The organism is Streptomyces eurythermus, from assembly GCF_014649115.1.
In the GTDB taxonomy this organism is placed as follows: Bacteria; Actinomycetota; Actinomycetes; order Streptomycetales; family Streptomycetaceae; genus Streptomyces; species Streptomyces eurythermus.
Map to the genome: position 1 here is coordinate 64,490 of NZ_BMSK01000021.1, position 25,378 is coordinate 89,867.

25 protein-coding genes are annotated in these 25,378 nt (G+C 73.0%); 9 read left to right on the plus strand and 16 right to left on the minus strand.

Going from position 1 to position 25,378, the window contains the following annotated elements; genetic code table 11:
* Positions 1-109: 109 nt before the first annotated feature.
* Positions 110-1,114, minus strand: a complete 1,005-nt coding sequence (locus IE251_RS32700; protein WP_189756567.1) for a zinc-dependent alcohol dehydrogenase — start codon at positions 1,112-1,114, stop codon at positions 110-112.
* A complete protein-coding gene (locus IE251_RS32705; protein WP_189756568.1) occupies positions 1,111-2,274 on the minus strand; it encodes a mandelate racemase/muconate lactonizing enzyme family protein in 1,164 nt (387 codons plus the stop codon). Before IE251_RS32705 ends, IE251_RS32700 begins: the two co-directional genes overlap by 4 nt.
* A gap of 199 nt (positions 2,275-2,473) precedes the next feature.
* Here IE251_RS32705 and IE251_RS32710 point away from each other — a divergent pair, with 199 nt between their 5' ends.
* Entirely contained in the window at positions 2,474-3,721 is a 1,248-nt protein-coding gene (locus IE251_RS32710) for an SCO2400 family protein (RefSeq protein WP_189756569.1), read from the plus strand.
* Positions 3,722-3,792: 71 nt separating this feature from the next.
* Here the strand turns inward: IE251_RS32710 and IE251_RS32715 are convergent, their stop codons facing one another.
* Together IE251_RS32715 and IE251_RS32720 are read right to left on the minus strand one after the other, a co-directional pair.
* The gene (locus IE251_RS32715; protein ID WP_030776901.1) at positions 3,793-4,212 is read right to left on the minus strand and encodes an organic hydroperoxide resistance protein; all 420 of its coding nucleotides are present in this window, start codon (positions 4,210-4,212) and stop codon (positions 3,793-3,795) included.
* A gap of 95 nt (positions 4,213-4,307) precedes the next feature.
* Positions 4,308-5,342 (minus strand): NADP-dependent oxidoreductase, encoded by a 1,035-nt coding sequence (locus IE251_RS32720; RefSeq protein WP_189756570.1) that lies wholly within the window; start codon positions 5,340-5,342, stop codon positions 4,308-4,310.
* Positions 5,343-5,433: 91 nt separating this feature from the next.
* Between IE251_RS32720 and IE251_RS32725 the strand changes: the two genes are divergently transcribed.
* The 4 genes from IE251_RS32725 to IE251_RS32740 all read left to right on the plus strand — a co-directional run bounded on the left by IE251_RS32725 (position 5,434) and on the right by IE251_RS32740 (position 9,858).
* A complete protein-coding gene (locus IE251_RS32725; RefSeq protein ID WP_189756571.1) occupies positions 5,434-5,871 on the plus strand; it encodes a MarR family winged helix-turn-helix transcriptional regulator in 438 nt (145 codons plus the stop codon).
* A gap of 39 nt (positions 5,872-5,910) precedes the next feature.
* Complete coding sequence (locus IE251_RS32730) at positions 5,911-6,714, plus strand: EI24 domain-containing protein (RefSeq protein ID WP_189756572.1); 804 nt, start codon at positions 5,911-5,913, stop codon at positions 6,712-6,714.
* Positions 6,711-7,325: a LysE family translocator gene (locus tag IE251_RS32735; RefSeq protein WP_189756573.1), complete on the plus strand. Its 615-nt coding sequence runs from the start codon at positions 6,711-6,713 to the stop codon at positions 7,323-7,325. The genes IE251_RS32730 and IE251_RS32735 overlap by 4 nt, the downstream gene beginning before the upstream one ends.
* Positions 7,326-7,416: 91 nt before the next feature.
* On the plus strand, positions 7,417-9,858 hold the full coding sequence (locus IE251_RS32740; RefSeq protein WP_189756574.1) for a beta-glucosidase family protein: 2,442 nt from the start codon (positions 7,417-7,419) through the stop codon (positions 9,856-9,858).
* An 88-nt stretch (positions 9,859-9,946) separates the two neighbouring features.
* On the opposite strand, the gene IE251_RS32745 is transcribed toward IE251_RS32740, so the two are convergent.
* Positions 9,947-10,927, minus strand: coding sequence for an aldose epimerase family protein (locus tag IE251_RS32745; RefSeq protein WP_189756575.1), 981 nt, complete (start codon positions 10,925-10,927; stop codon positions 9,947-9,949).
* Positions 10,928-10,942: 15 nt separating this feature from the next.
* On the minus strand, positions 10,943-11,824 hold the full coding sequence (locus IE251_RS32750; RefSeq protein WP_189756576.1) for an SGNH/GDSL hydrolase family protein: 882 nt from the start codon (positions 11,822-11,824) through the stop codon (positions 10,943-10,945).
* Positions 11,825-12,079: 255 nt separating this feature from the next.
* On the opposite strand from IE251_RS32750, the gene IE251_RS32755 reads away from it, so the two are divergent.
* Positions 12,080-12,574 carry a DUF3145 domain-containing protein gene (locus tag IE251_RS32755; RefSeq protein WP_189756577.1) on the plus strand — a complete coding sequence of 165 codons (495 nt, stop codon included), beginning with the start codon at positions 12,080-12,082 and terminating at the stop codon, positions 12,572-12,574.
* 98 nt (positions 12,575-12,672) lie between these two features.
* Here IE251_RS32755 and fabF read toward each other — a convergent pair whose 3' ends face one another.
* The 5 genes from fabF to fasR form a co-directional block, all read right to left on the minus strand.
* On the minus strand, positions 12,673-13,935 hold the full coding sequence (fabF, locus tag IE251_RS32760; RefSeq protein ID WP_189756578.1) for a beta-ketoacyl-ACP synthase II: 1,263 nt from the start codon (positions 13,933-13,935) through the stop codon (positions 12,673-12,675).
* 110 nt (positions 13,936-14,045) lie between these two features.
* The gene (locus IE251_RS32765) at positions 14,046-14,294 is read right to left on the minus strand and encodes an acyl carrier protein (RefSeq protein ID WP_189756579.1); all 249 of its coding nucleotides are present in this window, start codon (positions 14,292-14,294) and stop codon (positions 14,046-14,048) included.
* 81 nt (positions 14,295-14,375) lie between these two features.
* Positions 14,376-15,407 (minus strand): ketoacyl-ACP synthase III, encoded by a 1,032-nt coding sequence (locus IE251_RS32770; RefSeq protein ID WP_189756580.1) that lies wholly within the window; start codon positions 15,405-15,407, stop codon positions 14,376-14,378.
* A 12-nt stretch (positions 15,408-15,419) separates the two neighbouring features.
* A complete protein-coding gene (locus IE251_RS32775) occupies positions 15,420-16,346 on the minus strand; it encodes an ACP S-malonyltransferase (protein ID WP_189756581.1) in 927 nt (308 codons plus the stop codon).
* 89 nt (positions 16,347-16,435) lie between these two features.
* Positions 16,436-17,641 carry a fatty acid biosynthesis transcriptional regulator FasR gene (fasR, locus tag IE251_RS32780; protein WP_030776870.1) on the minus strand — a complete coding sequence of 402 codons (1,206 nt, stop codon included), beginning with the start codon at positions 17,639-17,641 and terminating at the stop codon, positions 16,436-16,438.
* A gap of 265 nt (positions 17,642-17,906) precedes the next feature.
* Between fasR and IE251_RS32785 the strand changes: the two genes are divergently transcribed.
* Positions 17,907-18,563 (plus strand): pirin family protein, encoded by a 657-nt coding sequence (locus tag IE251_RS32785; RefSeq protein WP_189756630.1) that lies wholly within the window; start codon positions 17,907-17,909, stop codon positions 18,561-18,563.
* A 55-nt stretch (positions 18,564-18,618) separates the two neighbouring features.
* Here IE251_RS32785 and IE251_RS32790 read toward each other — a convergent pair whose 3' ends face one another.
* Both IE251_RS32790 and IE251_RS32795 read right to left on the minus strand, forming a co-directional pair.
* A complete protein-coding gene (locus tag IE251_RS32790; RefSeq protein ID WP_189756582.1) occupies positions 18,619-19,440 on the minus strand; it encodes a serine hydrolase domain-containing protein in 822 nt (273 codons plus the stop codon).
* A gap of 19 nt (positions 19,441-19,459) precedes the next feature.
* On the minus strand, positions 19,460-19,936 hold the full coding sequence (locus tag IE251_RS32795) for a GNAT family N-acetyltransferase (RefSeq protein WP_189756583.1): 477 nt from the start codon (positions 19,934-19,936) through the stop codon (positions 19,460-19,462).
* Between the two features lie 96 nt (positions 19,937-20,032).
* Here IE251_RS32795 and IE251_RS32800 point away from each other — a divergent pair, with 96 nt between their 5' ends.
* Together IE251_RS32800 and IE251_RS32805 are read left to right on the plus strand one after the other, a co-directional pair.
* Positions 20,033-20,497 carry a MerR family transcriptional regulator gene (locus tag IE251_RS32800; protein ID WP_189756584.1) on the plus strand — a complete coding sequence of 155 codons (465 nt, stop codon included), beginning with the start codon at positions 20,033-20,035 and terminating at the stop codon, positions 20,495-20,497.
* A complete protein-coding gene (locus IE251_RS32805) occupies positions 20,494-21,510 on the plus strand; it encodes an aldo/keto reductase (protein ID WP_189756585.1) in 1,017 nt (338 codons plus the stop codon). The genes IE251_RS32800 and IE251_RS32805 overlap by 4 nt, the downstream gene beginning before the upstream one ends.
* Positions 21,511-22,407: 897 nt before the next feature.
* Here the strand turns inward: IE251_RS32805 and IE251_RS32810 are convergent.
* The 3 genes from IE251_RS32810 to IE251_RS32820 all read right to left on the minus strand — a co-directional run bounded on the left by IE251_RS32810 (position 22,408) and on the right by IE251_RS32820 (position 25,270).
* Positions 22,408-23,256, minus strand: coding sequence for a DUF4429 domain-containing protein (locus IE251_RS32810; RefSeq protein WP_189756586.1), 849 nt, complete (start codon positions 23,254-23,256; stop codon positions 22,408-22,410).
* Positions 23,257-23,322: 66 nt separating this feature from the next.
* The gene (locus IE251_RS32815; RefSeq protein WP_189756587.1) at positions 23,323-24,540 is read right to left on the minus strand and encodes an alpha/beta hydrolase; all 1,218 of its coding nucleotides are present in this window, start codon (positions 24,538-24,540) and stop codon (positions 23,323-23,325) included.
* A 103-nt stretch (positions 24,541-24,643) separates the two neighbouring features.
* Complete coding sequence (locus IE251_RS32820) at positions 24,644-25,270, minus strand: TetR/AcrR family transcriptional regulator (RefSeq protein WP_189756588.1); 627 nt, start codon at positions 25,268-25,270, stop codon at positions 24,644-24,646.
* Positions 25,271-25,378: the final 108 nt, after the last annotated feature.

Consider the following 25,378-nt stretch of genomic DNA (forward strand, 5'->3'; position numbering starts at 1 on the left):
GTCCTTCGTGTTCGGTATTTCGGACAAGGGTCGCGGCTCTGGGTAACGAAAGAAGCGTGGGTGTACGCCGGCCGGGGCGTGGTCAGGGCACCCCCCGGCCGGCGTACGGTCAGGGGCGGAGCAGCACCTTGCCCACGGCGGGATCGCCGGCCCCCACCAGCTCGATGGCCCGCGGGAAGTCGGTCAGCGGCACCTCGTGCGTGACCATCGGCAGCGGGTCCAGCAGTCCGGCACCGAACACCCGCACCGCGTGCGCCCAGGCGTCCGGCGGCGCGCCGAAGACGGTGTGCACCTCCAGCTGCCGTACGACGAGATCGGTCGGGTCGAGCCCGTCCGCGCCCGGCGCCGGGATCCCGGTGAGGACCAGACGCCCGCCGCGCCGCAGCAGCGCGGCGGCGGTCCGCGCGGCGGAGGCGGACCCGGCGGTCTCGATCACCACGTCGAAGCCGGCGGGCAGTTCCTGGTCCCGCAGCCGGAAGTCGCTCGCCCCGAACCGCCGGGCCAGCGCCTCCCGGTCGCCGCGGGTGCCCACGACCAGCAGCTCGGCCGGCGAACCGGCCGCGAGGAACTGCACGGCGAACATCCCGAGGGTGCCGGTGCCGACCACCGCGACCCGCTCGCCCGGCCGGGCGTTCGCCTTCAGCGCCGCGGCGGCGATACAGGCGGCCGGCTCCAGCAGCGCGGCGGCGGTGAGGTCGGCGTCGTCCGGCAGCACGTGCAGCAGCCGGGCGGGCAGGGTGAGGGTGGCCGCCATGGCACCGGGCCGGGTGAACCCGGTCTCCTCGTACCCGGCGGAGCACAGCGTGGTCTCGCCCGCGTGACAGCGGTCGCACACCTGGCAGTTGCGGAAGCCCTCGCCGACCACCTTGCGGCCGGTCAGCGAGCCGGGCACCCCGGCCCCCACCGCGGTGACCGTCCCCGACCACTCGTGCCCGGGGACGAGCGGGTAACGGACGTACCCCTCGGGCCGGTTGCCCTGGTACACCTCGCGGTCGCTGCCGCAGATGCCGACCGCGTGCACGGCCACCAGCGCCTCGCCGGGACCCGGCTCGCGCGGCGTGTGGGCCTCGACCCGGTGGACGCCCGGCGCCTCGACCAGGACCTGAGAACTCACTGGGCGTCCTTCGGATTGCGCTTCTCCCAGCCCTCGGCCCACAGGTCGAAGTGGGCCCGCTGCTGCGGGAACTCGGCCGCCGCGTCGACGTCCAGCTCGACGCCGAGACCCGGCGCGTCGGAGAGGTGGAAGCAGCCGTCCTCCGGGTTCACCTGCGGCGCGCCCTTGACCACCTTCTTGATCTCCGCGTCCGCGAAGTCGTTGAAGTGCTCGAGGATCTTGAAGTTCGGGGAGGTGAAGCCGACCTGGAGGGAGGCGGCGGTGAGCACGGAGCCGCCCACGTTGTGCGGCGCGACCAGCATGTAGTGGGTCTCGGCGGTGGCGGCGAGCTTGCGGGTCTCCCAGATGCCGCCGATGTGGCCGACGTCGGGCTGGATGATGTCCACGGCCTGGCTGTCGAACAGCTCGCGGAACTCGATGCGGTCGTGGATGCGCTCGCCGGTGGCCACCGGGATGTCGACCTTGGCGGCGACCTTCTCCAGCGCCTTCAGGTTCTCCGGCGGCACCGGCTCCTCCAGCCAGGCGGGCTTGAACGGCGCCATCTCCTTGGCCAGCCGGACCGCGGTGGCGGGGGAGAAGCGGCCGTGCATCTCCAGCATCAGCTCCGCGTCCGGGCCGATGGCGTCCCGTACGGCCTCGATGAGCGAGACGGCGTAGAGGGTCTCCTGGTGGTCCAGCTCGAAGTGGCCGGTGCCGAACGGGTCGATCTTCAGCGCCCGGTAACCGCGCTCCACGACCCCCTGGGCGGCCTTGTGGTACGCCTCCGGCGTCCGCTCGGTGGTGTACCAGCCGTTGGCGTACGCCTTGACCTTGTCGGTGACCTTTCCGCCGAGCAGCTGCCACACCGGCACGCCCAGCGCCTTGCCCTTGATGTCCCAGCACGCCATCTCGACCACCGCGATGCCGGACATCACGATCTCGCCCGCGCGGCCGTAGTCGCCGTACTTCATACGGCGCACCAGGTCCTCGACGGCGAACGGGTCCGAACCGAGGATGTGGTTGACCTCGGCCTCCCGCAGATAGCCGATCAGCGCGTCCGTATGCCCGAGCATCCGCGTCTCGCCGACTCCCGTGATCCCCTCGTCGGTGTGCACCTGGACATAGGTCAGGTTGCGCCACGGCGTGCCGACCACGTGTGTGCTGATTCCGGTGATGCGCACGGCAGTTGCCCCTCAGCTGTTCGGTATTTCGTCGCACGTTCGAAATGCTGGCGTGACAGTAAGGACGGGGCGCCGGGGGTGTCAATGGGTCGAACAGGTAACGGTTTCGGCAAGGCTTTCGAGATTGTTTCGCTCCCGCACCGAACCTTCACAGCCACACCTGGAACCCGGCCCGCGCGGACTCTAGTCTTCCCGCGTCATGGACTATTGCCACCCCTGCCGACGCCACCTGAACGGCGCCCTGGCCTGCCCCGGCTGCGGCACGCCCGCGTACGACGACGCGTACGGTGCCGGGGAGGCGTCATGGGACGCCTGGGGCGGCCCGGCCCGCGGGGCGGGAGCCGACGGGGAGGCCCACGGACTCGCCGCGAGCGGCCTGCCGAACCGGGCGTCCGCCACGGTCGACCGGTGGCCCGCCGGGGACGGCCAGGGGAGCGCGGGGAGCGCTTGGCGTCCCGACGCCGACGGCCTCGCGCCCGCCGGGATCCCCTACGCCCCGCCCGGCACCGTCCGCGTGCCCGAGCAGCGCGGCCCGGGTCCCGCCGCTCCGGGCCGCGCACCGGCCGGGGACGGTGGTGGACCGGGCGGGAGCGGTGGCGAACCCGTCGGCCACGGCCGGGAGTTCGCGGATGACGGCCAGGTGCCCGGCGGTGACGGCAACGCCTCCGCCACCGGGGGCCGTCGCCCGCCTGCCGGCGAGGGCGCCCACACGGACGCCGGTGCCCATACGGAGGCCGGTGTCCACACCGCCGAGGGGCGCACCGGCGGCGGGTACGCCGATGAAGGGCACCCCGCCGAGTGGCGCCCCGCCGAAGGGGACGCCGGTGAGGAGCGCACCGCTGGAGATCCTTCCGGCGGGCGGGCCGCTGCCCGTGCCGGGCGGCGGGAGCGCAAGGCGGCCGGGCACCGGCGCCGTCGGCGGCGGGTCCTCGTGGTCGTCGCCGGGTTCGCGCTCGCGGCCGGCGGGCTCAGTCTCGCGGAGCTGGGTACGGACGCGCCCTTCTCGCCCTTCGCCGACGACCCATCGGCCACGGCCGGGGAGACCGAGGCGGAGGACGATTCCGGTTCCGGCGCTCCGGACCGTACGGCGGGACCGGCCGGCGTGACGTCCGCCGCCTTCCCGGGCGCCGCCTCCGGCTCCCCGGGCGCCTCGGCCCCGGGCTCCGCCTCCGCCTCGCCGTCCGCCGGAGACAAGGGCGACGAGGACGACCGGGACGGCACGGGCGACAAGGATTCCGCTTCCGCCTCGCCGGGGGAGTCCGGGGATGCGGGGCGGTCGGCGACCGCGGGTGCCACGGGTTCCGGTACACCGGCGACGACGACAGCCGCCCCGGCGCCCACCGGGCCCGCCACCACCGCCCCCACGACGGCCCCGACGACCTCCGCCCCCACCCCAAGTCCCTCGCCCGAGAAGACCTGCGACCGCTTCCTGTGGTGGTGTCGCTGAGCGGTGCGCATACGACGGCAGCCGCATCCCACGTCCAAGGATGCGGCTGCCGTCGTGGCCGACGACGAGGGTCAGGCCAGCGTCACGGTGATGTTGCCCCGGGTCGCCTTCGAGTACGGGCACACCTGGTGCGCCTTCTCGACCAGGCTCTTCGCGGTCGCGGCGTCGACGTTCGGGATGTTCGCGGAGATCTCCACGATGATCCCGAACCCGTCGTCGTTCTTGCCGATGCCGACCTTGGCGGTGACCGTCGACCCGGAGATGTCGGCGCCCTCCTCCCGGGCGACGACCCCCAGCGCCCCCTGGAAGCAGGCGCTGTACCCGGCGGCGAACAGCTGCTCCGGGTTGGTGCCGGCGCCGCTGCCGCCCATCTCCTTGGGCGGGTTGACGACCACGTCGAGCTTGCCGTCGTCGGTGGCGACCCGGCCGTCACGGCCGTTCTCGGCGGTGGCGACGGCGGTGTACAGGACGTCGGACTGCGTGATGGGCATGCGGTTGTCTTCCTCCTCGGTCCACGGCGACTCGCGCCCACGATCGCCACAGGATTCCGGAAAGAAGTTACCGCATCGCGAAAAAACCCGGAAGGTCAGAGCTTGACGACCATCTTGCCGATGTTGTCGCCGCGCAGGACCCCGAGGAACGCCTCCAGGGTGTTCTCGATGCCCTCGACCACGGTCTCGCGGTACTTCAGCGCGCCCGAGGCCACCCACGGGCCGACCTCCTGGACGAACTGCGGCTGGAGGTCGTAGTGGTCGCCCACCAGGAAGCCCTCGATCCGGCCCCGGGTCTGGATCAGCCGGGCCAGGTTCCTCGGGCCGGGCGCGGGCTCGGTGTTGTTGTAGACCGAGATCATGCCGCAGACCGCGATCCGGCCGCCCTGGTTGAGCGAGCCGACGGCCGCCTCCAGGTGCTCCCCGCCGACGTTGTCGAAGTAGACGTCGATGCCGTCGGGCGCCGCCTGCCGCAGCTGCTCGGCGACCGGGCCGTTCTTGTAGTTGAACGCGGCGTCGAAGCCGTACTCGTCGACGAGCAGCTTGACCTTCTCGTCGGACCCGGCCGAGCCGATGACCCGGGAGGCGCCCTTGAGCTTGGCGATCTGGCCCACCTGGCTGCCCACGGCGCCGGCCGCGCCGGACACGAACACGATGTCGCCCTCCTTGAAGGAGGCGGTGCGCAGCAGGCCGGCGTAGGCGGTCAGGCCGGTCATGCCGAGGACGCCGAGGTACGCCGACAGCGGCACGCCCTGGGCGTCGGCGTCGACCGTGACGGCGGGCACGGCCGTCGGCCCCACCTTGACGGCGTTCTTCGCGTCCACGACCGCGTACTCGCGCCAGCCGAAGAAGTGCAGGATGTGGTCGCCGGCCTCGATGCCCTCGGCCTTGGACTCGATCACCTCGCCGACCGCGCCGCCCTGCATGACCTTGCCCAGCTCGAAGGGGGCGGCGTAGGACTTGGCGGCACTCATCCGGCCGCGCATGTACGGGTCGACGGAGAGGTACTTGTTCCGCACCAGCACCTGACCCTCGGCCGGGGCCGGGACGGGTGACTCGACGAGCGCGAAGTCCTCGGGCTTCGGCCAGCCGACGGGACGGCTGAGGAGGTGCCACTCGCGGTTGATCATGACAGAGCCTTTCAGGGTGGTACTTCACTACCTGAAACAACCATGCTCCTGAATATTTCATGATGTCAAGTAACCGGGTATCCTGGCGGGCATGTCCACCCCATCGAACGCCCGCCGCCCCGACCCCCTCACCATGGAGGTCCTCGAGCTGATCGGTGAGATCGTGGCCCGCTTCTACGCGGACTACGAGGAGGCGGCGGGCGAGCACACCCTGACCGGCCCGCAGGCCCGGCTGCTCAGCCTGCTCTCGCTGGAGCCGCTGCCCATGCGCAAGCTGGCCCAGAAGCTGAAGTGCGAGCCGTCGAACGTGACCGGGATCGTGGACCGGCTGGAGTCCCGGGGACTGGTGGAGCGCCGCCCCGACCCGGCCGACCGCCGGGTGAAGGTGGCCGCCGCCACCGAGCAGGGCCGCGAGGTGGCCCGGGACCTGCGCGAGGGCCTGCGGTTCGCCCGCGAACCCCTCGCGGGGCTGTCCGAGGAGGAGCGCCGCTCCCTGCGTGACCTGCTGCGCCGCATGCTCGGGGACTGAGCCCCCGCCCCGCCAAGCGAAGCCAGTAGAGTCCTGGCCATGCGCGATCTCGGGGTGGGTTTCGGTTATCTGCTGAAGGGCCAGCGGTGGGTGACCCGGCACGGGCGCCGGTACGGCTTCGGCCTGCTGCCCGGCCTGATCACACTGGTGCTGTACGCCGCCGCGCTGGTCGCGCTCGCCATATGGGGCGAGGACGCCGTCGCCTGGGCCACCCCGTTCGCCGACGACTGGTCCGGTCCCTGGCAGGGCCTGTTCCGCGGCTTCCTGACGGCCGTCCTGTTCGCGCTCGGCCTGCTGCTGGCCGTGCTCACCTTCACGGCCGTCACCCTGCTGGTCGGCCAGCCCTTCTACGAGTCCCTCTCCGAGCGGGTCGACGCCGACGTCTCGCCCGACGGCACCGCTCCCGTCTCCGGCCTGCCGCTCTGGCGCGAGCTGTGGATCTCGGCCCGGGACAGCCTGCGGATCCTGGCCCGGGCCGGGCTGTGGGGCGTCCTGCTCTTCGCCCTCGGATTCCTGCCGTTCGTCGGGCAGACCGTCGTCCCCGTGATCGGCTTCTTCGTCACCGGGTTCTTCCTCACCGAGGAACTCGCCGCCGTCGCCCTCCAGCGCCGGGACGTCGACCTGCGCGCCCGGCTCGCCCTGCTGCGCTCCCGCAAGATGCTGGTCTGGGGGTTCGGTACCCCCCTGGGCCTGGCCTTCCTGGTTCCGTTCGTCGCGGTGTTCCTGATGCCGGGCGCGGTCGCGGGCGCCACGCTGCTCGCCCGTGACCTGCTGGGCGAGGAGACCGCCGACACCGACGCCGCCCCCGGCGGGCGGCCCGACACGGAGGACGTCACCTCGTGACCCAGCTGCTGGCCGTCGCCGTCATCACGGTCCTCGCCGTGATCGCCCCCGGCGCCGACTTCGCGATGATCGTCCGCAACAGCTGTCTGCACGGCCGCCGCACCGGCCTGCTCGCGGCCACGGGCGTGGCGGCCGGCGTCCTGGTCCACGTCGCCTACACCCTGCTCGGCGTCGGACTGCTCATCGCCTCGTCCACCGTCGTCTTCACGGTCGTCAAGCTGATCGGCGCGGCCTACCTCGTCTACGTCGGCGTCCGCACCTTCCGCGCCCGCGGCGAGGTCGACGTCGACCTCGGGAACAAGACGGAGCTGACCCCGTTCGCCGCCCTGCGCACCGGCTTCCTCACCAACGTCCTCAACCCCAAGACGACCCTGTTCGTCGTCTCCACCTTCTCCCAGGTCGTCGGCCCCGGCACCCCGCTGTACGGGCAGGTGGGCTACGGCCTGTTCATGTCGCTGGCCCATCTGGCGTGGTTCGGCGCGGTCGCCGTGTTCTTCTCGCACTCCCGGATGCGCGCCGTGCTGCTGCGCGGCCAGAAGGTCCTCAACAAGGCGATCGGCTCCGTCCTGGCCGGCCTCGGCGTCAGCCTCGCCCTGGCCCCCTCGCACTGACCGCCGGGCGGCGCCGCCTACCGGGCCGGCGGCGGCACGGGCACCATGGAGGTTCCGCACGGGCCGGCAGGGATGCCACGAGGAGGAACCGATGACGGGACCGGAGCCCACCTCGGCCGAGGAGGCCCGCGAGGCCGTCGTGGCGGCCGCCCTGCGCGCGCTCGACCTCGACACCAAGACCCGGCTGCTGGCCGGGCAGGACATGTGGAGCCTGCCCGCGCTGCCCGGGATCGGCCTGGCGTCCCTGGTGATGTCGGACGGCCCGGTCGGCGTCCGGGGCGTGCGCTGGAGCGCCGACGACCCCTCCGTGGCCCTGCCCTCGCCGACCGCGCTCGCCGCCGCCTGGGACCCGGAACTCGCCCGCCGCGCCGGGGCGCTGCTCGCCCAGGAGGCCCGCCGCAAGGGCGTCCACGTCCTGCTCGCCCCGACCGTCAACCTGCACCGCTCCCCGCTCGGCGGGCGCCACTTCGAGTGCTACAGCGAGGACCCGTACCTGACCGGGGCGATCGGCGGCGGCTATGTGAACGGCGTCCAGTCCGGCGGGGTCGGCACCACCGTCAAGCACTTCGTCGCCAACGACGCCGAGACCGACCGCTTCACGGTGGACAACCTGGTCTCCGAACGGGCCCTGCGCGAGCTGTACCTGGCACCCTTCGAGGCCATCGTGCGGAGCGCCCGCCCGTGGGGCGTCATGACCGCCTACAACTCGGTCAACGGCACGACGATGACCGAGCACCACCACCTCGTCGAGGAAGTCCTGCGCGGCGAATGGGGCTTCGACGGCGTCAACGTCTCCGACTGGACGGCCGCCCGGGACACGGTGGGCGCCGCGAACGGCGGCCTGGACATCGCCATGCCCGGCCCGCGGACCGTCTACGGCCCCGCCCTCGCCCGGGCCGTACGGGACGGAAGGGTCGCCGAGGCCACGGTCGACGCCGCCGTCCGCCGGGTGCTGCGCCTCGCCGCCCGCGTCGGCGCCCTGGCCGGCGCCGAACCGGTGGTCACCGAACCGCCCGCGCCGGCCGACGGAGCCGCCCTGGCCCGCGAGATCGCCCGCCGCTCCTTCGTCCTGGCCCGCAACGAAAGGCGCGTCCTGCCCCTGAGGCCGCGCGGCACCGTCGCCCTGATCGGCGCCGCCGCCCGCGACGCCCGGGTCCTCGGCGGCGGCTCCGCCACCGTCTTCCCGGCCCGGACCGTCTCCCCGCTCGACGGCCTCACCGCCGCCCTCCCCGACGGCACCCTCACCTACGCGGTCGGCGCCGACCCGGCCACCGAACCGGCCCTGGACGACCCGGGGTTCACCGTGCGGGCGGTCTGCCGGAACACGGCCGGCGAGATCATCGGCACCCGCTCCGCCCCCGGCGCGGCCATCCAGTGGACGGGCACCGACCTCCCCGAGGGCGTCACCCACGACACCCTGGACACCGTCGAACTGACCGGCACCTACACCCCCCGCGAGTCGGGCCGGCACACCTTCGCGGTCAAGGGCACGGGCGCCTTCACGCTCACCGTCGGCGGGACGGCGTACTACGACGGTGTCCAGCGCCCCGAACCGGACGACCCCTTCGACACGTTCTTCGGCGCCCCCGTGCCCCGTGCCGAGGCCGAACTCACCGCGGGGGAACCGGTCGAGGTCTCCCTCACCCACGCCGTCCGCCTCCCCGAGGACCTCCCGATGAAGGTCGTCGCCTTCGCGCTCGCCCACTCCGGCCCGCCGCGCGACCCGGACGAGCTGATCGCCGAGGCCGTCGAGGCCGCCCGGAACGCGGACACCGCCGTGGTCGTGGTCGCCACCACCGAGCGGGTGGAGTCCGAGGGCTTCGACCGCCGGGACCTGAGGCTCCCCGGCCGCCAGGACGACCTGGTGCACGCGGTCGCCGCCGCCAACCCGGACACCGTCGTGGTCGTCAACTCCGGCTCCCCGGTGGAACTTCCCTGGCGGGACGAGGTCGCCGCGATCCTGCTCACCTGGTTCCCCGGCCAGGAGGGCGGCGCCGCCCTCGCCGACGTCCTCACCGGCACCCACGAGCCCGGCGGCCGGCTCCCCACCACCTGGGGCACCCTCGCCGACGCCCCGGTCACCCAGGTCGTCCCGGTGAACGGCGAACTGCCCTACAGCGAGGACCTGTTCATCGGCTACCGCGCCTGGGACCGGGCCGGCCGCACCCCCACGTACCCCTTCGGCCACGGCCTCGGCTACACCGACTGGGCCTACGAGTCGCTGGAGACCGACGGCACCACCGTCCGCGTACGCGTCCGCAACACCGGCGGACGGCCGGGCCGGGAGGTGATCCAGCTCTACCTCTCCCCGGACGGGCCCGCCCCCGACCGCCCGGTCCGCCGCCTGGCCGCCTTCGCCTCCGTCGAGGCCGGCCCCGGCGAGAGCGCCGAGGCCACCGTCGAACTGCCCCGCCGCGCCTTCGAGGTGTGGGACGACACGGCGAAGGCGTGGGCTTTTGTGAAGGGTTCGTACGAGATCTTCGCCGGCCGCTCGATCACCGACCGCCGGCTCACCGCACCGATTAACGTCTGATCCGGGACACTCCCCGCACACCGCGGACAAAGTCCCCCACGAACAGCCCCGGTCCGGGACCTGACCCCTGGACCGGGGCTCACCGTTCTCAGCCGCGCACCCCGAAGCCGTACACCGTCTCCGAGCGGTAGACCTCGCCCGGGCGCAGGGTCGTGGTGGGGAAGTCGGGACGGTTGGGGGAGTCCGGGAAGTGCTGGGTCTCCAGGGCGGTGCCGGCGTTCGGCGGGAACGGGCCGGACAGGTGGTCGCCGGTGTAGAGCTGGAGGCCCGGCTCGGTCGTCGCCACCGTCAGGACGCGGCCGGAGACCGGATCGTACAGCTCCGCCACCTCCTCGGGGTCCCCGGTCACGCCCTTGTCCAGGACGAAGTTGTGGTCGTAGCCGGAACCCGTCGGGCGGGGCGCCCGGAAGTCGAGACGGGTGCCCGCCACGTCCGCCGGCGGCCCCACCGGAATCAGGTCCGCGCCCACCGGTGTGTACCGGGACGCGGCCAGCCGCAGCTCGTGCCCGCCGGTGTCACCGGACCCCGCGCCCCCCAGGTTCCAGTACGTGTGGTTGGTCAGGTTCACGACCGTCGGCGCCTCGGTGAACGCCTCGTAGCCGATCCGCAGCGCCCCCGACGCCGTCAGCGTGTACGTCACCGTCACCGACAGCCGCCCCGGGAACCCCTCCTCGCCGTCGGGGCCGACCCGGCTCAGCCGCAGCCCGTGCTCCACCGGCGTCACCTCCCACACGTGCTTGTCGAAGCCACGCTCCCCGCCGTGCAGGCAGTTGGCGCCCTCGTTGCGCGTCACCTGGTACGTCCGGCCGTCCAGCGGGACGCGGCCGCCCGCGATCCGGTTCGCGTACCGGCCGATCACGGCACCCAGATACGGCTCCGGATGCCGCAGATAGCCCTCCAGGTCCGGGAAGCCCAGCACCACGTCCGCCGTCCGCCCGGCCCGGTCCGGAACCTCGGCCGACTGCACGATCCCGCCGTACGACAGCACCCGCACCCGCACCCCGCCGCGCTCCAGCGTCCACCGGTGCACCGGAGTGCCGTCGGGAAGTGTGCCGAAAAGTTCGTTCATGCGGGAAACAGTAGGTCACGGACGCGAGGCCGTGACCTTCCGGTACGCGATCTCCGCGAGCCGCGCCTGCCCGTCCTTGCTGGGGTGGAACCAGTCCCAGTGGCTCAGCTGGTCCGTGCCGAAGCGGAAGTCGTACACCGCGCCCCCGTCGAAACGGCAGCGGCGGTCCTTGGCGCACACCTCCTTCAGCACCTTGTTGTACTCCACCACCCGTTGCTGCACGGTCTCCCGGCGCAGCGTCGCCGCGCTGGTCAGATCGTCCGCGTCGGCCAGCATCGACGGGCAGATGCCCAGCTTCCACACCTGCTTGCCCAGCACGTTCGTCCGGCCCTCGGACCACAGCCGCATCAGGTTCGGCACGCTCGACACGTACACCTGCGTCTTCGGCAGCGCCGAGCGCAGGGTGCGCAGCGCCTCCTCGAAGCCCGCGCGGAAGTCGGCCACCGGTGTCATCGCCGACGCCGTGGTCCGGCAGGCGTCGTTCCCGCCGACCATCACCGTCACCAACTCCGGGCGGCGGGCCACCGCCTGCGCCATCTGCCCCGGCAGGTCGGCCATACGGGCCCCGGTCACCGCGTAGTTCCAGCTGTGCTCCGCCGCCCCCGTCACCCCCAGCAGCCGCACCGCCAGGCTCCGCACCGCCGCGTCGCTGCCCGTCGCCCAGGACGCCTCCGGGCAGTCCGACAGCACCGTGCACGCGTCGAACCCGCGGGTGATGGAGTCGCCCACCGCCGCGACCGAGTCCGGGCTGGTGTCCCACAGCGGGGGCCGGACCGCGCGCGCCTTCGTGCCCTCCGCCGACGGCGAACCGTCCCCGCCCTGGCACCCGGCGACCCCCAGCACCACGGCCGCCACGACGGCGAGGGCGGCTCGCACACGGTGGCTTCGCTTCCGCATCCCTGCTGTTCCCCTCGCTCGACGGTCCGGTGCCCCCCTATGACAACGACTGAGGGTTCCCGGCCCGGCACCCGGGGAACGGCCGGCCCCCGTACAAGCGTCCCCCTGGGTGAATGGCGGCGATTTCCTGGCGCCGGGACCGACGGTACGTCACACTCCTCGCCCCGTCGCAAGGTAGCCTCGCCATCAACGCGGCCGTCGTGCCACTGCCGCCCAGCCAGTCCGCAAGATGTCCCGCTCTGCCCGGAGGTTCCGGTGACGACACGTGGAGTTCTGTACGTGCACTCCGCGCCGCGCGCGCTGTGCCCGCACGTCGAGTGGGCCGTCGCCGGGGTGCTCGGCACGCGCGTCAGCCTCGACTGGATCCGGCAGCCCGCGTCCCCCGGCACCTGGCGCTCGGAGTTCTCCTGGCAGGGCCAGGCCGGCACGGCCTCCAAGCTCGCGTCCGCGCTGCGCGGCTGGCACCTGCTGCGGTTCGAGGTCACCGCCGAGCCCTGCCCGACCGCCGAGGGCGAGCGCTACAGCTGCACCCCCGACCTCGGCATCTTCCACGCCGTCACCGGCCTCCACGGCGACATCCTGATCCCCGAGGACCGCCTGCGCGCCGCCCTGACCCGCTCCCAGCGCGGCGAGACCGACCTGGAGGCCGAGATCGCCAAGCTCCTGGGCAAGCCCTGGGACGACGAACTGGAACCCTTCAGATACGCGGGCGAGGGCGCCCCGGTCCGCTGGCTGCACCAGGTGGTGTAGAGCGGCCCCCACGCACCCGCACCCGGCGGCAAAAAGCACCACCCACGACGATGGCCCGACCTCCACCAGGAGACCGGGCCATTCACACGTCAGGGAACTCAGACCGTACGGAACGCCAGCACCACGTTGTGCCCGCCGAACCCGAACGAGTCGTTCAGCGCGGCGATCCGGCCCTCCGGCAGCGCCCGCGCCTCACCGCTCACGATGTCCGCGTTGACCTCGGGGTCCAGGTTCTCCAGGTTGATGGTCGGCGGAGCCGTACGCTTCACCAGCGCCAGGATCGACGCGACGGTCTCCACACCGCCCGCGCCGCCGAGCAGATGACCGGTCATCGACTTGGTCGCGGAGATCGCCATGTGGTCGGCGTCGTCACCGAACACCTTGCGCAGCGCCTTGATCTCGGCCACGTCGCCCTGCGGCGTGGACGTGGCGTGCGCGTTGACGTGCACGATCTCGGCCGGCTTCAGGTCGGTGTTGTCCAGCAGGTTCTGCAGCGCGTGCGCGATCCCGTTGCCGGACGGCTCCGGCTGCGTGATGTGGTGGGCGTCGGCGGAGATGCCCTGTCCGACCGCCTCGGCGTAGATCCGGGCACCGCGGGCCTTCGCGTGCTCCTCGGACTCCAGGACGATCACACCGGCGCCCTCGCCGAGCACGAAGCCGTCACGGCCGGCGTCGTAGGGACGCGAGGCGCCCTGCGGGTCGTCGTTGTTCTTGGACATCGCCATCATGTTGCCGAACGCGGCGATGGGCAGCGGGTGGATGGCGGCCTCGGTACCACCGGCCACGACCACGTCCGCACGCCCGGTGCGGATCATCTCGATCGCGTACCCGATGGCCTCCGCGCCCGAGGCGCAGGCCGAGACGGGGGTGTGCACACCGGCGCGGGCACCCAGCTCGATCCCGACGTTGGCCGCGGGGGAGTTGGGCATCAGCATCGGCACGGTGTGCGGGGAGACGCGGCGTACGCCCTTCTCCTTGAGGACGTCGTACTGGTCCAGCAGGGTCGTCACGCCGCCGATGCCGGAGGCGATGACCGCACCGAGACGGTCGGGGTTCATGGAGGAGTCCACCCCGGCCTTGGCGGTGAAACCGGCGTCCTTCCAGGCCTCCTGAGCGGCGATCAGCGCGAACTGCGCGGACCGGTCCAGCTTGCGGGCCTGCGGCCGGGGGATGATCTCGCCCGGCTCCACGGCGATCTGCGCGGCGATACGGACCGGCAGGTCCGCCGCCCAGTCCTGCTCCAGCAGGCTGACACCGGACGTGCCGGCGACCAGGGCCTCCCAGGTCGAGGCTGCGTCGCCACCCAGCGGTGTGGTTGCGCCGATACCGGTGACGACCACGGTGCGATTGGTCGGGCTCACGGGAATTCTTTCTCCAACGGATACGGGGGAGGACTACCCCCGCCGGTGCGGGGATTACGGCGCCACCGCCGGGTGGCGGGGCCTTGCTACACGCGGCCTACGCGGTGGCCTCAGGCCTGGTGCTTGAGGATGTACTCGGTCGCGTCGCCGACGGTCTTGAGGTTCTTGACGTCCTCGTCCGGGATCTTCACGTCGAAGCGCTCCTCGGCGGCGACGACGACCTCGACCATGGACAGCGAGTCGACGTCCAGGTCGTCGGTGAAGGACTTGTCCAGCTTGACGTCCTCGACCGGGATCCCGGCGATCTCGTTCACGATCTCGGCGAGACCGGCGACGATCTCTTCCTGAGTGGCGGCCATGTCAGGCGCTCCTTCTTGATATTCCAGACGGGTTAATGGCATTTGTATCCGAACCGGACCGGGTGATCCGGCACGGAGTGCCTAGGGGAGGGTAACGACCGTGGCGGCGTAGACGAGACCCGCCCCGAATCCGATGACGAGCGCGGTGTCGCCGCTCTTCGCCTCCCCGGTCGCCAGGAGCCGCTCCATCGCGAGCGGGATCGAGGCGGCCGAGGTGTTGCCGGTGGTGCGGATGTCACGGGCGACCGTGACGTGCTCCGGCAGCTTCAGTGTCTTCACCATCGAGTCGATGATCCGCACATTGGCCTGGTGCGGGATGAAGACGTCCAGGTCGTCCGCGGTGATTCCGGCCGCGTCCAGCGCCTGCTGGGCGACCTTCGCCATCTCGAACACGGCCCAGCGGAACACCGCCTGGCCCTCCTGCGTGATCGCAGGGAACTTGAGGTTGCCCTCGCTGTCGACGGGCAGCTGGGTCAGGTCGCCGACCCGGAACCGGTCCCAGGAGACGGTCTGCTTGATCGTCTCGGCCTTGTCGCCCTCGGAGCCCCACACGGTCGGGCCGATGGCCGGCTCCTGCGAGGGGCCCACGACGACCGCGCCGGCGCCGTCACCGAACAGGAAGGCGGTGGCCCGGTCCTCCAGGTCGGTGAGGTCGCTCAGCCGCTCCACGCCGATCACCAGCACGTACTCGGCGGAACCTTCCACCACCATGCCCTTGGCGAGGGTGAGGCCGTAGCCGAAGCCCGCGCAGCCGGCCGAGATGTCGAAGGCGGCGGCCTTGTTCGTGCCGAGCTTGTCGGCGATCTCGGTGGCGATGGCCGGGGTCTGGCTGAAGTGCGAGACGGTGGAGACGACCACCGCGCCGATCCGCTCGGCGTCGATGCCGGAGTCCGCGATCGCCTTGCCGGAGGCCTCGATGGCCATCGCGGCCACGGTCTCCTCGGGACCGGCCCAGTGCCGGGTCTCGATGCCGGAGCGGGAGCGGATCCACTCGTCGGACGAGTCGATCTTCTCCAGGATCACCTCGTTCGGCACGACCCGGGTCGGCCGGTAGCCGCCGACGCCGAGGATGCGCGCGTACGGGGCGCCCTTGCTGGGCTTGATCTTCGCCATGTACGGCTCTCCTTAGGCTCCGGCGTGCTCTGCGAACAGAGCCCGGGCCGCTTCCAGGTCGTCGGGGGTCTTCAGGGCCAGCGTCTTGACACCGGGCAGCGCCCGCTTGGCCAGGCCGGTCAGGGTGCCGCCCGGGCACACCTCGACGAGCGCGGTGACGCCCAGCTCCTTGAAGGTCTCCATGCACAGGTCCCAGCGGACCGGGTTGGCGACCTGGCCGACCAGCCGCTGGAGCACCTCGGTGCCGGAGGCGACGGCCTGACCGTCCTTGTTGGAGACGTAGGTCACCTTCGGGTCGGCCGGCGACAGCTTGGCCGCGGCCTCCTCCAGGGTCGCCACGGCCGGGGCCATGTGGTGGGTGTGGAAGGCGCCGGCCACCTTCAGCGCGACGACCTTGCGGACGCCCTCGGGCTTGTCCTCGTTCAGCGCGGCCAGCTGCTCCAGCGTGCCCGCGGCGACGATCTGGCCCGCGCCGTTGATGTTCGCCGGGGTCAGGCCCAGCTTCTCCAGGTGCGGCAGGGTCACCTCGGGGTCGCCGCCGAGCAGCGCCGACATGCCGGTCTCGGTGACCGCGGCGGCGTCGGCCATGGCCAGGCCGCGGGTGCGGACCAGGCCGAGGGCGGCCGTGTCGTCCAGGACACCGGCGAAGGCCGCGGCGGTGATCTCGCCGACGCTGTGGCCCGCGACCGCGTCCGGCGCGATCTCGGAGATGTCACCCAGTGCCGCCGCGGACAGCAGACCGGCGGCGACCAGCAGCGGCTGCGCCACGGCGGTGTCGCGGATCGCGTCGGCGTCGGCCTGGGTGCCGTAGTGGGCGAGGTCCAGTCCGATGGCGTCCGACCAGGCGGCCACGCGGTCCGCGGCACCGGGCAGGTCGAGCCAGGGAGTCAGGAAGCCGGGCGTCTGGGCGCCCTGGCCGGGAGCGACGAGTACGAGCACTCTCACACTCTCTCTTGGGGTGGGCGGGGGCCGCCCGTGGGGACAGGGACGAAGAACACGTAGGGCTTTTGTAGAGCCCCGACAAAACCTTATGTCTGGGGTTCACCATCGGCCAGACGCCCCAGGATGAGCGCGATCCGTAGTGTGAACGCGGATCTTACATCCGAGGGGGACCAGCCGGTGACGTCAGTCACACGTCGGAGCCGGTAGCGCACGGTGTTCGGGTGAACGAAGAGCATCCTCGCCGCGCCTTCGAGACTGCTGGCCTGCTCCAGGTAGACACTCAGCGTTTCCAGCAGCGCCGAGCCGGCCTCCTCCAGCGGTCTGTAGATCTCCTCCACCAGTTGCTCGCGGGCGCTCGGGTCGCCCGCGATGGCGCGCTCCGGGAGCAGGTCGTCGGCGAGCACCGGGCGCGGCGCGTCCTGCCAGGCGGTGCACGCCTTCAGCCCGGCGGCGGCGGCCTGCGCGGACCGGGTGGCGGCCAGCAGATCGGGGACGACGGGGCCCGCGACGACCGGTCCGGCGGCGAACGGCCCGATCAGCGAGCGGGCCACGGCCAGCGGGTTGTCGCTGCCGCCCGCGATGACCACCAGCCGGTCGCCGAGCACCCCGGTCAGCACCTGGAGTTTGGCGTGCCGGGCGGCCCGCCGGATGGCCTCCACGGTCAGCTCGCTGTCCCCGTCGGGCGCGGTGCCGAGCACCACGCACACGTGCTCCGGCGAGTTCCAGCCGAGCGCGGCGGCCCGGCTGACGGCCCCCTCGTCGGCCTCCCCGCTCAGCACGGCGTTCACCACCAGCGACTCCAGCCGCGCGTCCCAGGCACCGCGTGCCTCGGCGGCCTGGGCGTAGACCTGGGCGGTGGCGAAGGCGATCTCCCGGGCGTACACCAGCAGCGCCTCGCGCAGCACGCTCTCGTCGCCCGGGGCGGCCACCTCGTCGATGGCGGACTCCATCACCTCGATGGTGGTGCGCACCATCTCCACGGTCTGCCGCAGCGTGATGGCCCGGGTCAGTTCCCGGGGCGCCGTCCCGAAGACGTCGGTGGAGATCGCCTGGGGGGCGTCCGGGCGCCGGAACCACTCGGTGAAGGCCGCGATGCCCGCCTGGGCGACGAGCCCGATCCAGGAACGGTTCTCCGGGGGCATGGCCCGGTACCACGGCAGGGTCTCGTCCATGCGCGCGATGGCCTGCGCGGCGAGACTCCCGGAGGACTTCTCCAGCCGCTTCAGGGTCGCGGCGTGCGGGTGGACGTGACGGGCTGCGGGGTCACCGTGGTGGGATTCGGGTTCGGGCACGGGGACAAGACTGCCTTATCCGGACGGGACCCCGTGCCGCCGGGGGGCGGTGACCGCCGGCCGGGCCGGTGGCCGGCGGGGGCGGCGGCCGGCGCCCGGGCGGCCGTGGACGGGTGGCCGGGACGGTGCGGCGGGGCGTCCGGCCGGGCCTTTGCCGGGCGGCCGGCCACGCCCCGTAAGGCGTCGCGGCCGGTCTCCGTACGGTGCCCCGGACCGGGCCCGACTGCGGCCCGGTCCGCACCGCGGGGCTACCGTGGGGGCCGTGATGACGGACGTACGGCGCGCCGGTGAGCGCTATCGCGGCGGGGACCCCGGGGCCGGGATCGACACCCGGCACGCCTTCTCCTTCGGACCGCACTACGACCCCGACAACCTGCGGTTCGGCGCGCTGATCGCGTGCAACGAGGAGCGGCTGGCCCCCGGCGCCGGTTTCGACGAGCACCCGCACAGCCACACCGAGATCGTCACCTGGGTCGTCGAGGGCGAGCTGACCCACCGCGACTCGGCCGGGCACGAGACCCGGGTCGGCCCCGGGGACGTGCAGCACCTGAGCGCGGCGGCGGGCGTGCGGCACGTGGAACGCAACGACGGCCCGGCCCCGCTGACCTTCCTCCAGATGTGGCTGACCCCCCGGGAGCCCGGTGGCACCCCGTCCTACACCCTCGTCCCGGCCGCCGAGGGACCCGTCAGGTACGCGATCCCGGCCGCGGGCGCGGTGCTGCACGTACGGCGGCCGGGGCCCGGGGAGCGGACGGCGGTGCCGGACGCGCCATGGGTGTACGTCCATGTGGTGCGCGGCACGGTCCGGCTGGCCGGGGCGGAGCTGGGCCCCGGCGACGCGGCGCGGATCACCGGCGCCGAAGGGCTCCAGGCGCTGGCGACGGCGCCGGCGGAGCTGCTGCTGTGGGAGATGACGCCGTAGCGCCCGGAGACGGTAGCCCCCGGACGCTGCGGGCCCCCGGCGGCCGTGGCCGTCGTCAGCCGCGCAGTTCCGCGAGGACCGCGTCCGTGAGGGCCGGCCACGCCTCGATCGCCCAGGGGCCGAACGCGCGGTCGGTCAGGGCGACCCCGGCCGCCCCGGCGTCCGGGTCGATCCACAGGAACGTGCCCGACTGCCCGAAGTGCCCGAACGTGCGCGGCGAGGAGGAGGCGCCCGTCCAGTGCGGGGACTTGCCGTCGCGGATCTCGAAGCCCAGGCCCCAGTCGTTCGGGTTCTGGTGCCCGTACCCGGGCAGGACGCCCTTGGTCCCCGGGTACTGCACGGTCATCGCGGCCGCCACCGTCCGCGGGTCCAGCAGCCGGGGCGCCTGCACCTCCGCCGCGAACCGCAGCAGGTCCTCGACCGTCGACACCCCGTCCTTGGCCGGCGAGCCCTCCAGCGAGGTGGCCGTCATGCCCAGCGGCTCCAGCACGGCCTGTCGCAGATACTCCGCGAACGGGATGTCCGTGGCCTTGGCGATGTGGTCCCCGAGCTGCTCGAACCCGGCGTTGGAGTACAGCCGCCGGTCCCCGGGCGGGGCCGTGACCCGGTGCTCGTCGAAGGCCAGCCCCGAGGTGTGCGCGAGGAGGTGACGGACCGTCGCCCCGGGCGGACCGGCCGGCTCGTCCAGCTCGATCGCGCCCTCCTCGTACGCGACGAGCGCCGCGTAGGCCGCCAGCGGCTTGGTGACGGAGGCCAGCGGGAAGCGGTGCCCGACGGGGCCGTGCGTCCCGAGGACGGTTCCGTCGGCCCGTACGACCCCCGCCGCGGCGGTGGGGACGGGCCAGTTCTCGATCAGGGCCAGGCTCTGCAACGACATGCGTCCGAGCCTATGCGGCTCACAGCGACAGCCGCATCGACGGGTCGGGATCCCGGGCGAAGCCCAGCGCGGTGTACAGCGGCTCGGCCTCCGGCGAGGCGTTGAGCAGCACGTGTCCGGCGCCGCGCGCCCGGAACCAGGCCAGCAGCTCCTCCATGCAGGCGCGTGCGTAGCCCCGCCTGCGGGCGTCCGGGTCGGTCGCCACGCTGAAGACGTACCCGACCCGGCCCAGGGGGTTGCCGGGCTTGCCTATGCGGTACTCCACGGTCCCCGCCACCAGCGCGGCCAGCGTCCCCGGCCGGCCGGGGTGGTCCACCACGAACGCGGCGAAGTCCCCGTCGTCCCCGGCGAGCCGCTCGCGCAGTCCCGGCAGCGACTCGCTCTGCCAGCCGGCCGCGGCGTCACCCCCGTCGCCCCACAGGGAGTCGATCATGACCTGGCGCAGTCGCAGTACTTCCCCGGCATCCTCGGGCCGGGCCCGTCGCACGAGACTCATGGGCGCAGGCTAACCACCACGGCCGGGCCCGGTCCTGGGGATTTTCTTACCGGATCAGCTTGCTTGGAGTGCACTCCAACGCCATAGCGTGGAGGCATGACGGTGATGCAGACCACGCCAGCGGCCACCGAGCACGCCACCCCCGCCGACATCTGCTCCGCCCCTCCCCGGCGCCACCCCCGCCCCGACGGCCAGGACCGCTACACGATCAGCGAGGTCGTCGCGTTCACCGGTCTGACCGCGCACACCCTGCGCTGGTACGAGCGGATCGGGCTGATGCCGCACATCGACCGCTCGCACACCGGCCAGCGCCGCTATCGCAACCGCGACCTGGACTGGCTGGACTTCGTCACCAAGCTCCGGCTGACCGGCATGCCGGTGGCGGACATGGTCCGGTACGCGGAGCTGGTCCGGGAGGGCGAGGACACCTACGCGGAGCGGCAGGCCCTGCTGGAGTCGACCCGCCGGGACGTCCTGAACCGGATCGCCGAACTGCGCGACACGCTCGCCGTACTCGACCGCAAGATCAGTTTTTACGCCACGGAGGGGACCACTCGATGACCGACGCCAGGATTCCGACGGTACGGCTCGGCACGGACGGGCCGGAGGTCGGTGTGCAGGGCCTCGGCTGCATGGGCATGAACTTCGGCTACGGCCCGACGGACGCCGGGCAGGCCCGTGCCGCGCTGGACCGGGCGCTGGAGCTGGGCGTCACGCTGTACGACACGGCGGACGCCTACGGTGCCGGGGAGAACGAGCGGTTCCTCTCGCCGTTCTTCAAGGCGCACCGGGACGAGGTGGTCATCGCGACCAAGTTCGCCCTGTCCATCCCGCCGGACGACCCGACCAAGCGCATCATCCGCAACGACGCGCCCTACATCCGCGAGGCGGTCGAGGCCAGCCTGAAGCGGCTGGACGTCGAGGTGATCGACCTCTACTACATGCACCGCCGCGATGTGAACGTCCCCATCGAGGAGACCGTCGGCACGATGGCGGAGCTGGTCCGCGAGGGCAAGGTCAAGCACCTCGGGCTCAGCGAGGTCACCGCGGACGAGCTGCGCGCCGCGCACGCCGTGCACCCGATCGCGGCCGTGCAGTCGGAATGGTCGCTGTTCAGCCGGGACATCGAGGCCAGGGTCGTACCGGCCGCGCGGGACCTGGGCGTGGCCCTGGTGCCGTACTCGCCGCTCGGCCGCGGTTTCCTCACCGGCTCCTTCACCAACGCCGAGCAGGACCTGACGGCCGACGACTTCCGCCGCCAGCAGCCCCGCTTCACCGGCGACAACGCGGCGGCCAACGCGGCCCTGCTGGAGCCGATCCGGGCGATCGCCGAGGCCCGCGGCGCCACGCTCGGCCAGATCGCCCTGGCCTGGGCGCAGCAGCGGGCGTCGGTCGCGGGCCTGCCCGTGGTGCCGATCCCGGGCACCCGCAAGCCGGGCCGGGTGGAGGAGAACGTGGCGGCGACCCGCATCACCCTCACCGAGGACGAACTCGCCACCCTGGAGCCGATCGCCTCCCGAGTCTCCGGCGACCGCTACCCGGACATGCGCTTCGCCTCGGCGGGCCGCGAGTAACGACCACTCGCCGGGCGCGGCCCAGTGGGGTTGGCCGTGCAGCGGGGATGGCATTCGGGCGGGGCCGGCCGCCCGGCGGGGTGGGCCTTCCGGGTGGGGCCGTCCTTCGGACGGGGCCGCCCGCCCGGTGAGTCCGACCTTCTGGCGAACCCGTCCGCCCGGCGGGATCGGCCGGGACTCGCCGCCCGACGGGTCCGCCGTCCGCCGGGGCTGACTGCCTGGCGCGCCCGACTGCCTGGCGTGCCCGGCTGCCCGACGCGTCCGGCCGTCCGGCGGGTTCGGCCGCCTGGTGGGGTTGGTTGTCCGGTGAGTCCTTACCCTCCGGTGAGCTCGGCCGCTCGGCGGGGCTGGTCGTCCAATGCGGCCGACCGCTCGGTGGGGCTGGTTTTCGGGTGGGGTCAGCCGTCCGGCGTGCCCCGCGGTCCGGTGGGGCTGGCTGGGACTCGCCGCCCGGCTGTAGATGGGCCGACCGCCTGCCGGGGCTGATTGCCTGGCGTGCCCGGCTGTCCGGCGCGCCCGGCTGTCCGGCGGGTTCGGCCGCCTGGTGGGGTTGGTTGTCCGGTGAGTCCTTACCCTCCGGTGAGCTCGGCCGCTCGGCGGGGCTGGTCGTCCAATGTGGCCGACCGCTCGGTGGGGCTGGTTTTCGGGTGGGGTCAGCCGTCCGGCGTGCCCCGCGGTCCGGTGGGGCTGGCTGGGACTCGCCGCCCGGTTGTAGGTGGGCCGACCGCCTGGCGGGTCCGCCGTCCGCCGGGGCTGACTGCCTGGCGCGCCCGGCTGTCCGGCGCGCCCCGCCGTCCGGCGCGCCCCGCCGTCCGGCGGGCTCGGCCGTCCGGTGTGCCCGGCCGTTCCGCAGGGTCTGCCGGTCCGTCGTGTCGGACGAGGGAGTCGGCCGGGCGGTCACAGTTCGGCGAGTAGTTCCGCCTTCTTGGTGGAGAACTCCTCGTCGGTGACCAGGCCGGCCTGGTGGAGTTCGCCGAGGTGGCGGATCCGTTCGGCGATGTCGGCGGGGTCGCGCCGGGCCGGGGCCGGTAGCGCGGGCACCGGTCCCCGGGTGCGCACGGCGGCCAGGACCGCCGCGGCGAACGGCAGCGACTCGTGCACCGGGCCGTAGCCCAGCCCGAAGACGACGGCCGCCGGGTCCTGGTCGGGCTGCGCGGGCGCCGCCGGGCCGGCCGACCGCCGGATCAGCCGCAGATGGCCCTCGAAGACCTCCGGCGAGCGCCACTCCACCCCGCTCAGCTCGGCCACCGCGAAGCTCTGGTCGCCGGCCTTCCACTTCGTCGAGGACGCCCCCGTCCAGGACCAGCGGAACTGCACGGACGTCCCGTCGAAGGACGCCTTGCCGTCGTAGGCCTTGAACTGCAGGGGTGCCTCGGGCGCCGCGACCAGGTGCCGGTCGGCGGGGCCGGACTCGGTGAGCAGCCCCTTCAGCTCGTCGGCGTAGTACTCGGCGAGGGTCTCCCGCTCGGCCGGCAGCACCAGCCGGTAGGGGTCGGAGCCCTCCTTCAGCTGCCCGTCGGCCGCCTCCATCAGCGGATCGGCGCCGGGGCGCGGCCGCAGGCGCAGGACGACCGTCCCGCGCCGGCCCGGGCCGAGCGTCACGCCCTCGACCGCGGCCAGCGGGATCCGGCGCTCGCCCAGCGCCTGGAACAGCTTGGGTGTTCGAATCCCCCGTTCGTAACGGATGAGCACGGAGTCGGACTCGAACTCCCAGACGGCATGAAATCCCGCCAGTACGTCACCCATGCGGCTCATCGTATGCGGCACGTGTCCCTCCGTCGCCACCCTCGCGGACCGCACTTCCTGCTGTTTCTACGCGCGTTGGGCCGTCGGCGTGCCGGACAGACCGGACCGGCACGCATCGTCCTCCCGTGCGCACGTCACCTCGCTGTACGCGCCCACCCCGACGTCGGCGAGATTGCGCAGGCTGTCCGTGCCCGGCTGGAAGTAACCGCTGTGACCCTCGGCGTCCCGGGCGGACAGCACCCGCGCGCCGAACCCGGCGGACACCGGGTCGGCGCCGTGGCCGAGGCCGCCCAGCTCCAGGTAGGGCACATCGCGCACCCAGTCGCTGGCGTCCCGCATGGCCCACACCCGGGCCGTCGTGCCGAGGTCGGCGGCGCTGGCGGCGCGCATGCCGGGGCTCGCGGCCACCGCCAGGTCGGCGACCCGGCGGGGCATGCCGCGCGCGGCCACCCCGCACAGCACCGAGCCGTAGCTGTGACAGAACATCGACACCGGGGCCCGGCCGGGCAGGGCCCGCAGCAGCGCGTTCAGCCGTACGGCGCCCTCCTCGGCGCGCAGTCCGGTGGCCGCGTCGACCCCGAGTCCGTCGGGGGAGGTGTAGTCGGCCCAGGCGATCACCGCGGTACGGGTCGAGGGGCGCGCCGCGCGCTCGGCCGCGTAGAGCGCCTTGGCCATGCCGACCGGGGCGCTGTAGGGGCGGCTGGTGCGCTGGAAGGTGAGCAGGTCGGTGTCGACGCCGGGGACGACGACCGAGATCCGCCGGGCCGCGCCGAGGTCGCCGAACACCTCGGCGATCCGGCCGGAGCCCTCGGGGTCGAAGGCCAGGATCTGCCGGCCGTCGCTCAGCAGGGACTCGTAGCGGTGCATCCGCCGGCCCGCGTCCTGCTGGCCCGCGGTGCTGAGCCGGCTGTCGTGCATGCGGGCGCGCTCGGTCTTGCGGGCCTGGTCCACCGCGATGTGGTTGGCCCGGTAGCGCAGGGAGACCGGCGCGCCGTTCATGTTGCCGACCGCGAGCGGGTAGCGGCGGGCCAGCCGGTCGCGGTCGCCCGGGGTGAGCGAGCCGAAGAAGCGGGCGAGCCGGGTGGGGGCGGCGTCGGGGTCCGGCAGGCGCAGGCCGTGCAGGTGACCGTGGCGCCACTCGGCGAGGGAGGCCGCGAGCGCCGACGACTCCCGGTGGGTGCGCAGGGCGGTCCAGCCGGTGGTCGCGAGCATCACGAACACCACGGCCAGCGCCAGCAGGGCGCGCCAGATGCTGAGCTGTGGGGAGGTGTCGAAGGAAGTCACTGGGAGGACACCCTAGGAGAGCGAGCGGGTCTCGGGGTAACCGAGTGACGGGGATCACGTTTCGGCGGGCGGTGGTGAGGGAGTCGGCGATCTGCCAACGATCTCAGGTGCTCCGCCAGTTTCCGGTCAGCGCCGAACCCACCTGATCGAGGTACGACGTGGTGAGCGTCCGGATCAGCTCGGGCCCGGGGTCCTCGCTCGTGCACCACTGCCGTTCGGTGACGCGCATCACCCCGCCGAACACGGACACGGCCAGCCGGGGCCGGGGGTCGCCGTCCACGTCGACGCCCTCCCGCTCGGCCAGCACCCGCGCGAGGGTCTCCTCCATCGCGGCCAGCCGGCGCAGCCGGGCGGCGAGCAGCGCGGGCTCGGCCTCGATCGTGCGGTACATGCTCAGGTGCAGCTCGACCGGTACGACCGACTCGACGGTCTCGCGCATCTCGTCCCAGCTCTCCAGGAACGCCTGGCGCAGGGCCCGCATCGGCGTCTCGTGCGGCGGGCGCGCCCGTACGGCCGCCACGAACGCCGCCTCCGCCATGTCCTGGACCGCGAAGGCCACGTCCTCCTTGCCCGCGAAGTAACGGAAGAAGGTGCGCTGCGAGACGTCGACGGCTTCGGCGATCTCGTCGACGGTGGTGCGCTCGTAGCCCTGCGTGGTGAACAGTTCGAGAGCGGCCCGCAGCAGTGATTCCCGTGTACGCCGCTTCTTCCGCTCGCGCAGCGTCTCCATGGCCACTCTCCTGTGAACGCGGGCGAACCTCCGTCCGGCCCTGACTTGACCCCCATTTTTCGTGTCAGTAACCGACTAGTGAATTGGTTTGTCAACTGTCAGTGGCTG

Excerpts from the sequence above, each read along its gene's own strand:
- IE251_RS32710 (WP_189756569.1), top strand. The coding sequence starts at position 2,474 with ATGGACTATTGCCACCCCTGCCGACGCCACCTGAACGGCGCCCTGGCC.
- IE251_RS32715 (WP_030776901.1), bottom strand. The coding sequence starts at position 4,212 with ATGCCCATCACGCAGTCCGACGTCCTGTACACCGCCGTCGCCACCGCC.
- IE251_RS32720 (WP_189756570.1), bottom strand. The coding sequence starts at position 5,342 with ATGATCAACCGCGAGTGGCACCTCCTCAGCCGTCCCGTCGGCTGGCCG.
- IE251_RS32725 (WP_189756571.1), top strand. The coding sequence starts at position 5,434 with ATGTCCACCCCATCGAACGCCCGCCGCCCCGACCCCCTCACCATGGAG.
- IE251_RS32730 (WP_189756572.1), top strand. The coding sequence starts at position 5,911 with ATGCGCGATCTCGGGGTGGGTTTCGGTTATCTGCTGAAGGGCCAGCGG.
- IE251_RS32740 (WP_189756574.1), top strand. The coding sequence starts at position 7,417 with ATGACGGGACCGGAGCCCACCTCGGCCGAGGAGGCCCGCGAGGCCGTC.
- IE251_RS32745 (WP_189756575.1), bottom strand. The coding sequence starts at position 10,927 with ATGAACGAACTTTTCGGCACACTTCCCGACGGCACTCCGGTGCACCGG.
- IE251_RS32750 (WP_189756576.1), bottom strand. The coding sequence starts at position 11,824 with ATGCGGAAGCGAAGCCACCGTGTGCGAGCCGCCCTCGCCGTCGTGGCG.
- IE251_RS32765 (WP_189756579.1), bottom strand. The coding sequence starts at position 14,294 with ATGGCCGCCACTCAGGAAGAGATCGTCGCCGGTCTCGCCGAGATCGTG.
- IE251_RS32770 (WP_189756580.1), bottom strand. The coding sequence starts at position 15,407 with ATGGCGAAGATCAAGCCCAGCAAGGGCGCCCCGTACGCGCGCATCCTC.
- IE251_RS32785 (WP_189756630.1), top strand. The coding sequence starts at position 17,907 with ATGACGGACGTACGGCGCGCCGGTGAGCGCTATCGCGGCGGGGACCCC.
- IE251_RS32790 (WP_189756582.1), bottom strand. The coding sequence starts at position 19,440 with ATGTCGTTGCAGAGCCTGGCCCTGATCGAGAACTGGCCCGTCCCCACC.
- IE251_RS32795 (WP_189756583.1), bottom strand. The coding sequence starts at position 19,936 with ATGAGTCTCGTGCGACGGGCCCGGCCCGAGGATGCCGGGGAAGTACTG.
- IE251_RS32800 (WP_189756584.1), top strand. The coding sequence starts at position 20,033 with ATGACGGTGATGCAGACCACGCCAGCGGCCACCGAGCACGCCACCCCC.
- IE251_RS32805 (WP_189756585.1), top strand. The coding sequence starts at position 20,494 with ATGACCGACGCCAGGATTCCGACGGTACGGCTCGGCACGGACGGGCCG.
- IE251_RS32810 (WP_189756586.1), bottom strand. The coding sequence starts at position 23,256 with ATGGGTGACGTACTGGCGGGATTTCATGCCGTCTGGGAGTTCGAGTCC.
- IE251_RS32820 (WP_189756588.1), bottom strand. The coding sequence starts at position 25,270 with ATGGAGACGCTGCGCGAGCGGAAGAAGCGGCGTACACGGGAATCACTG.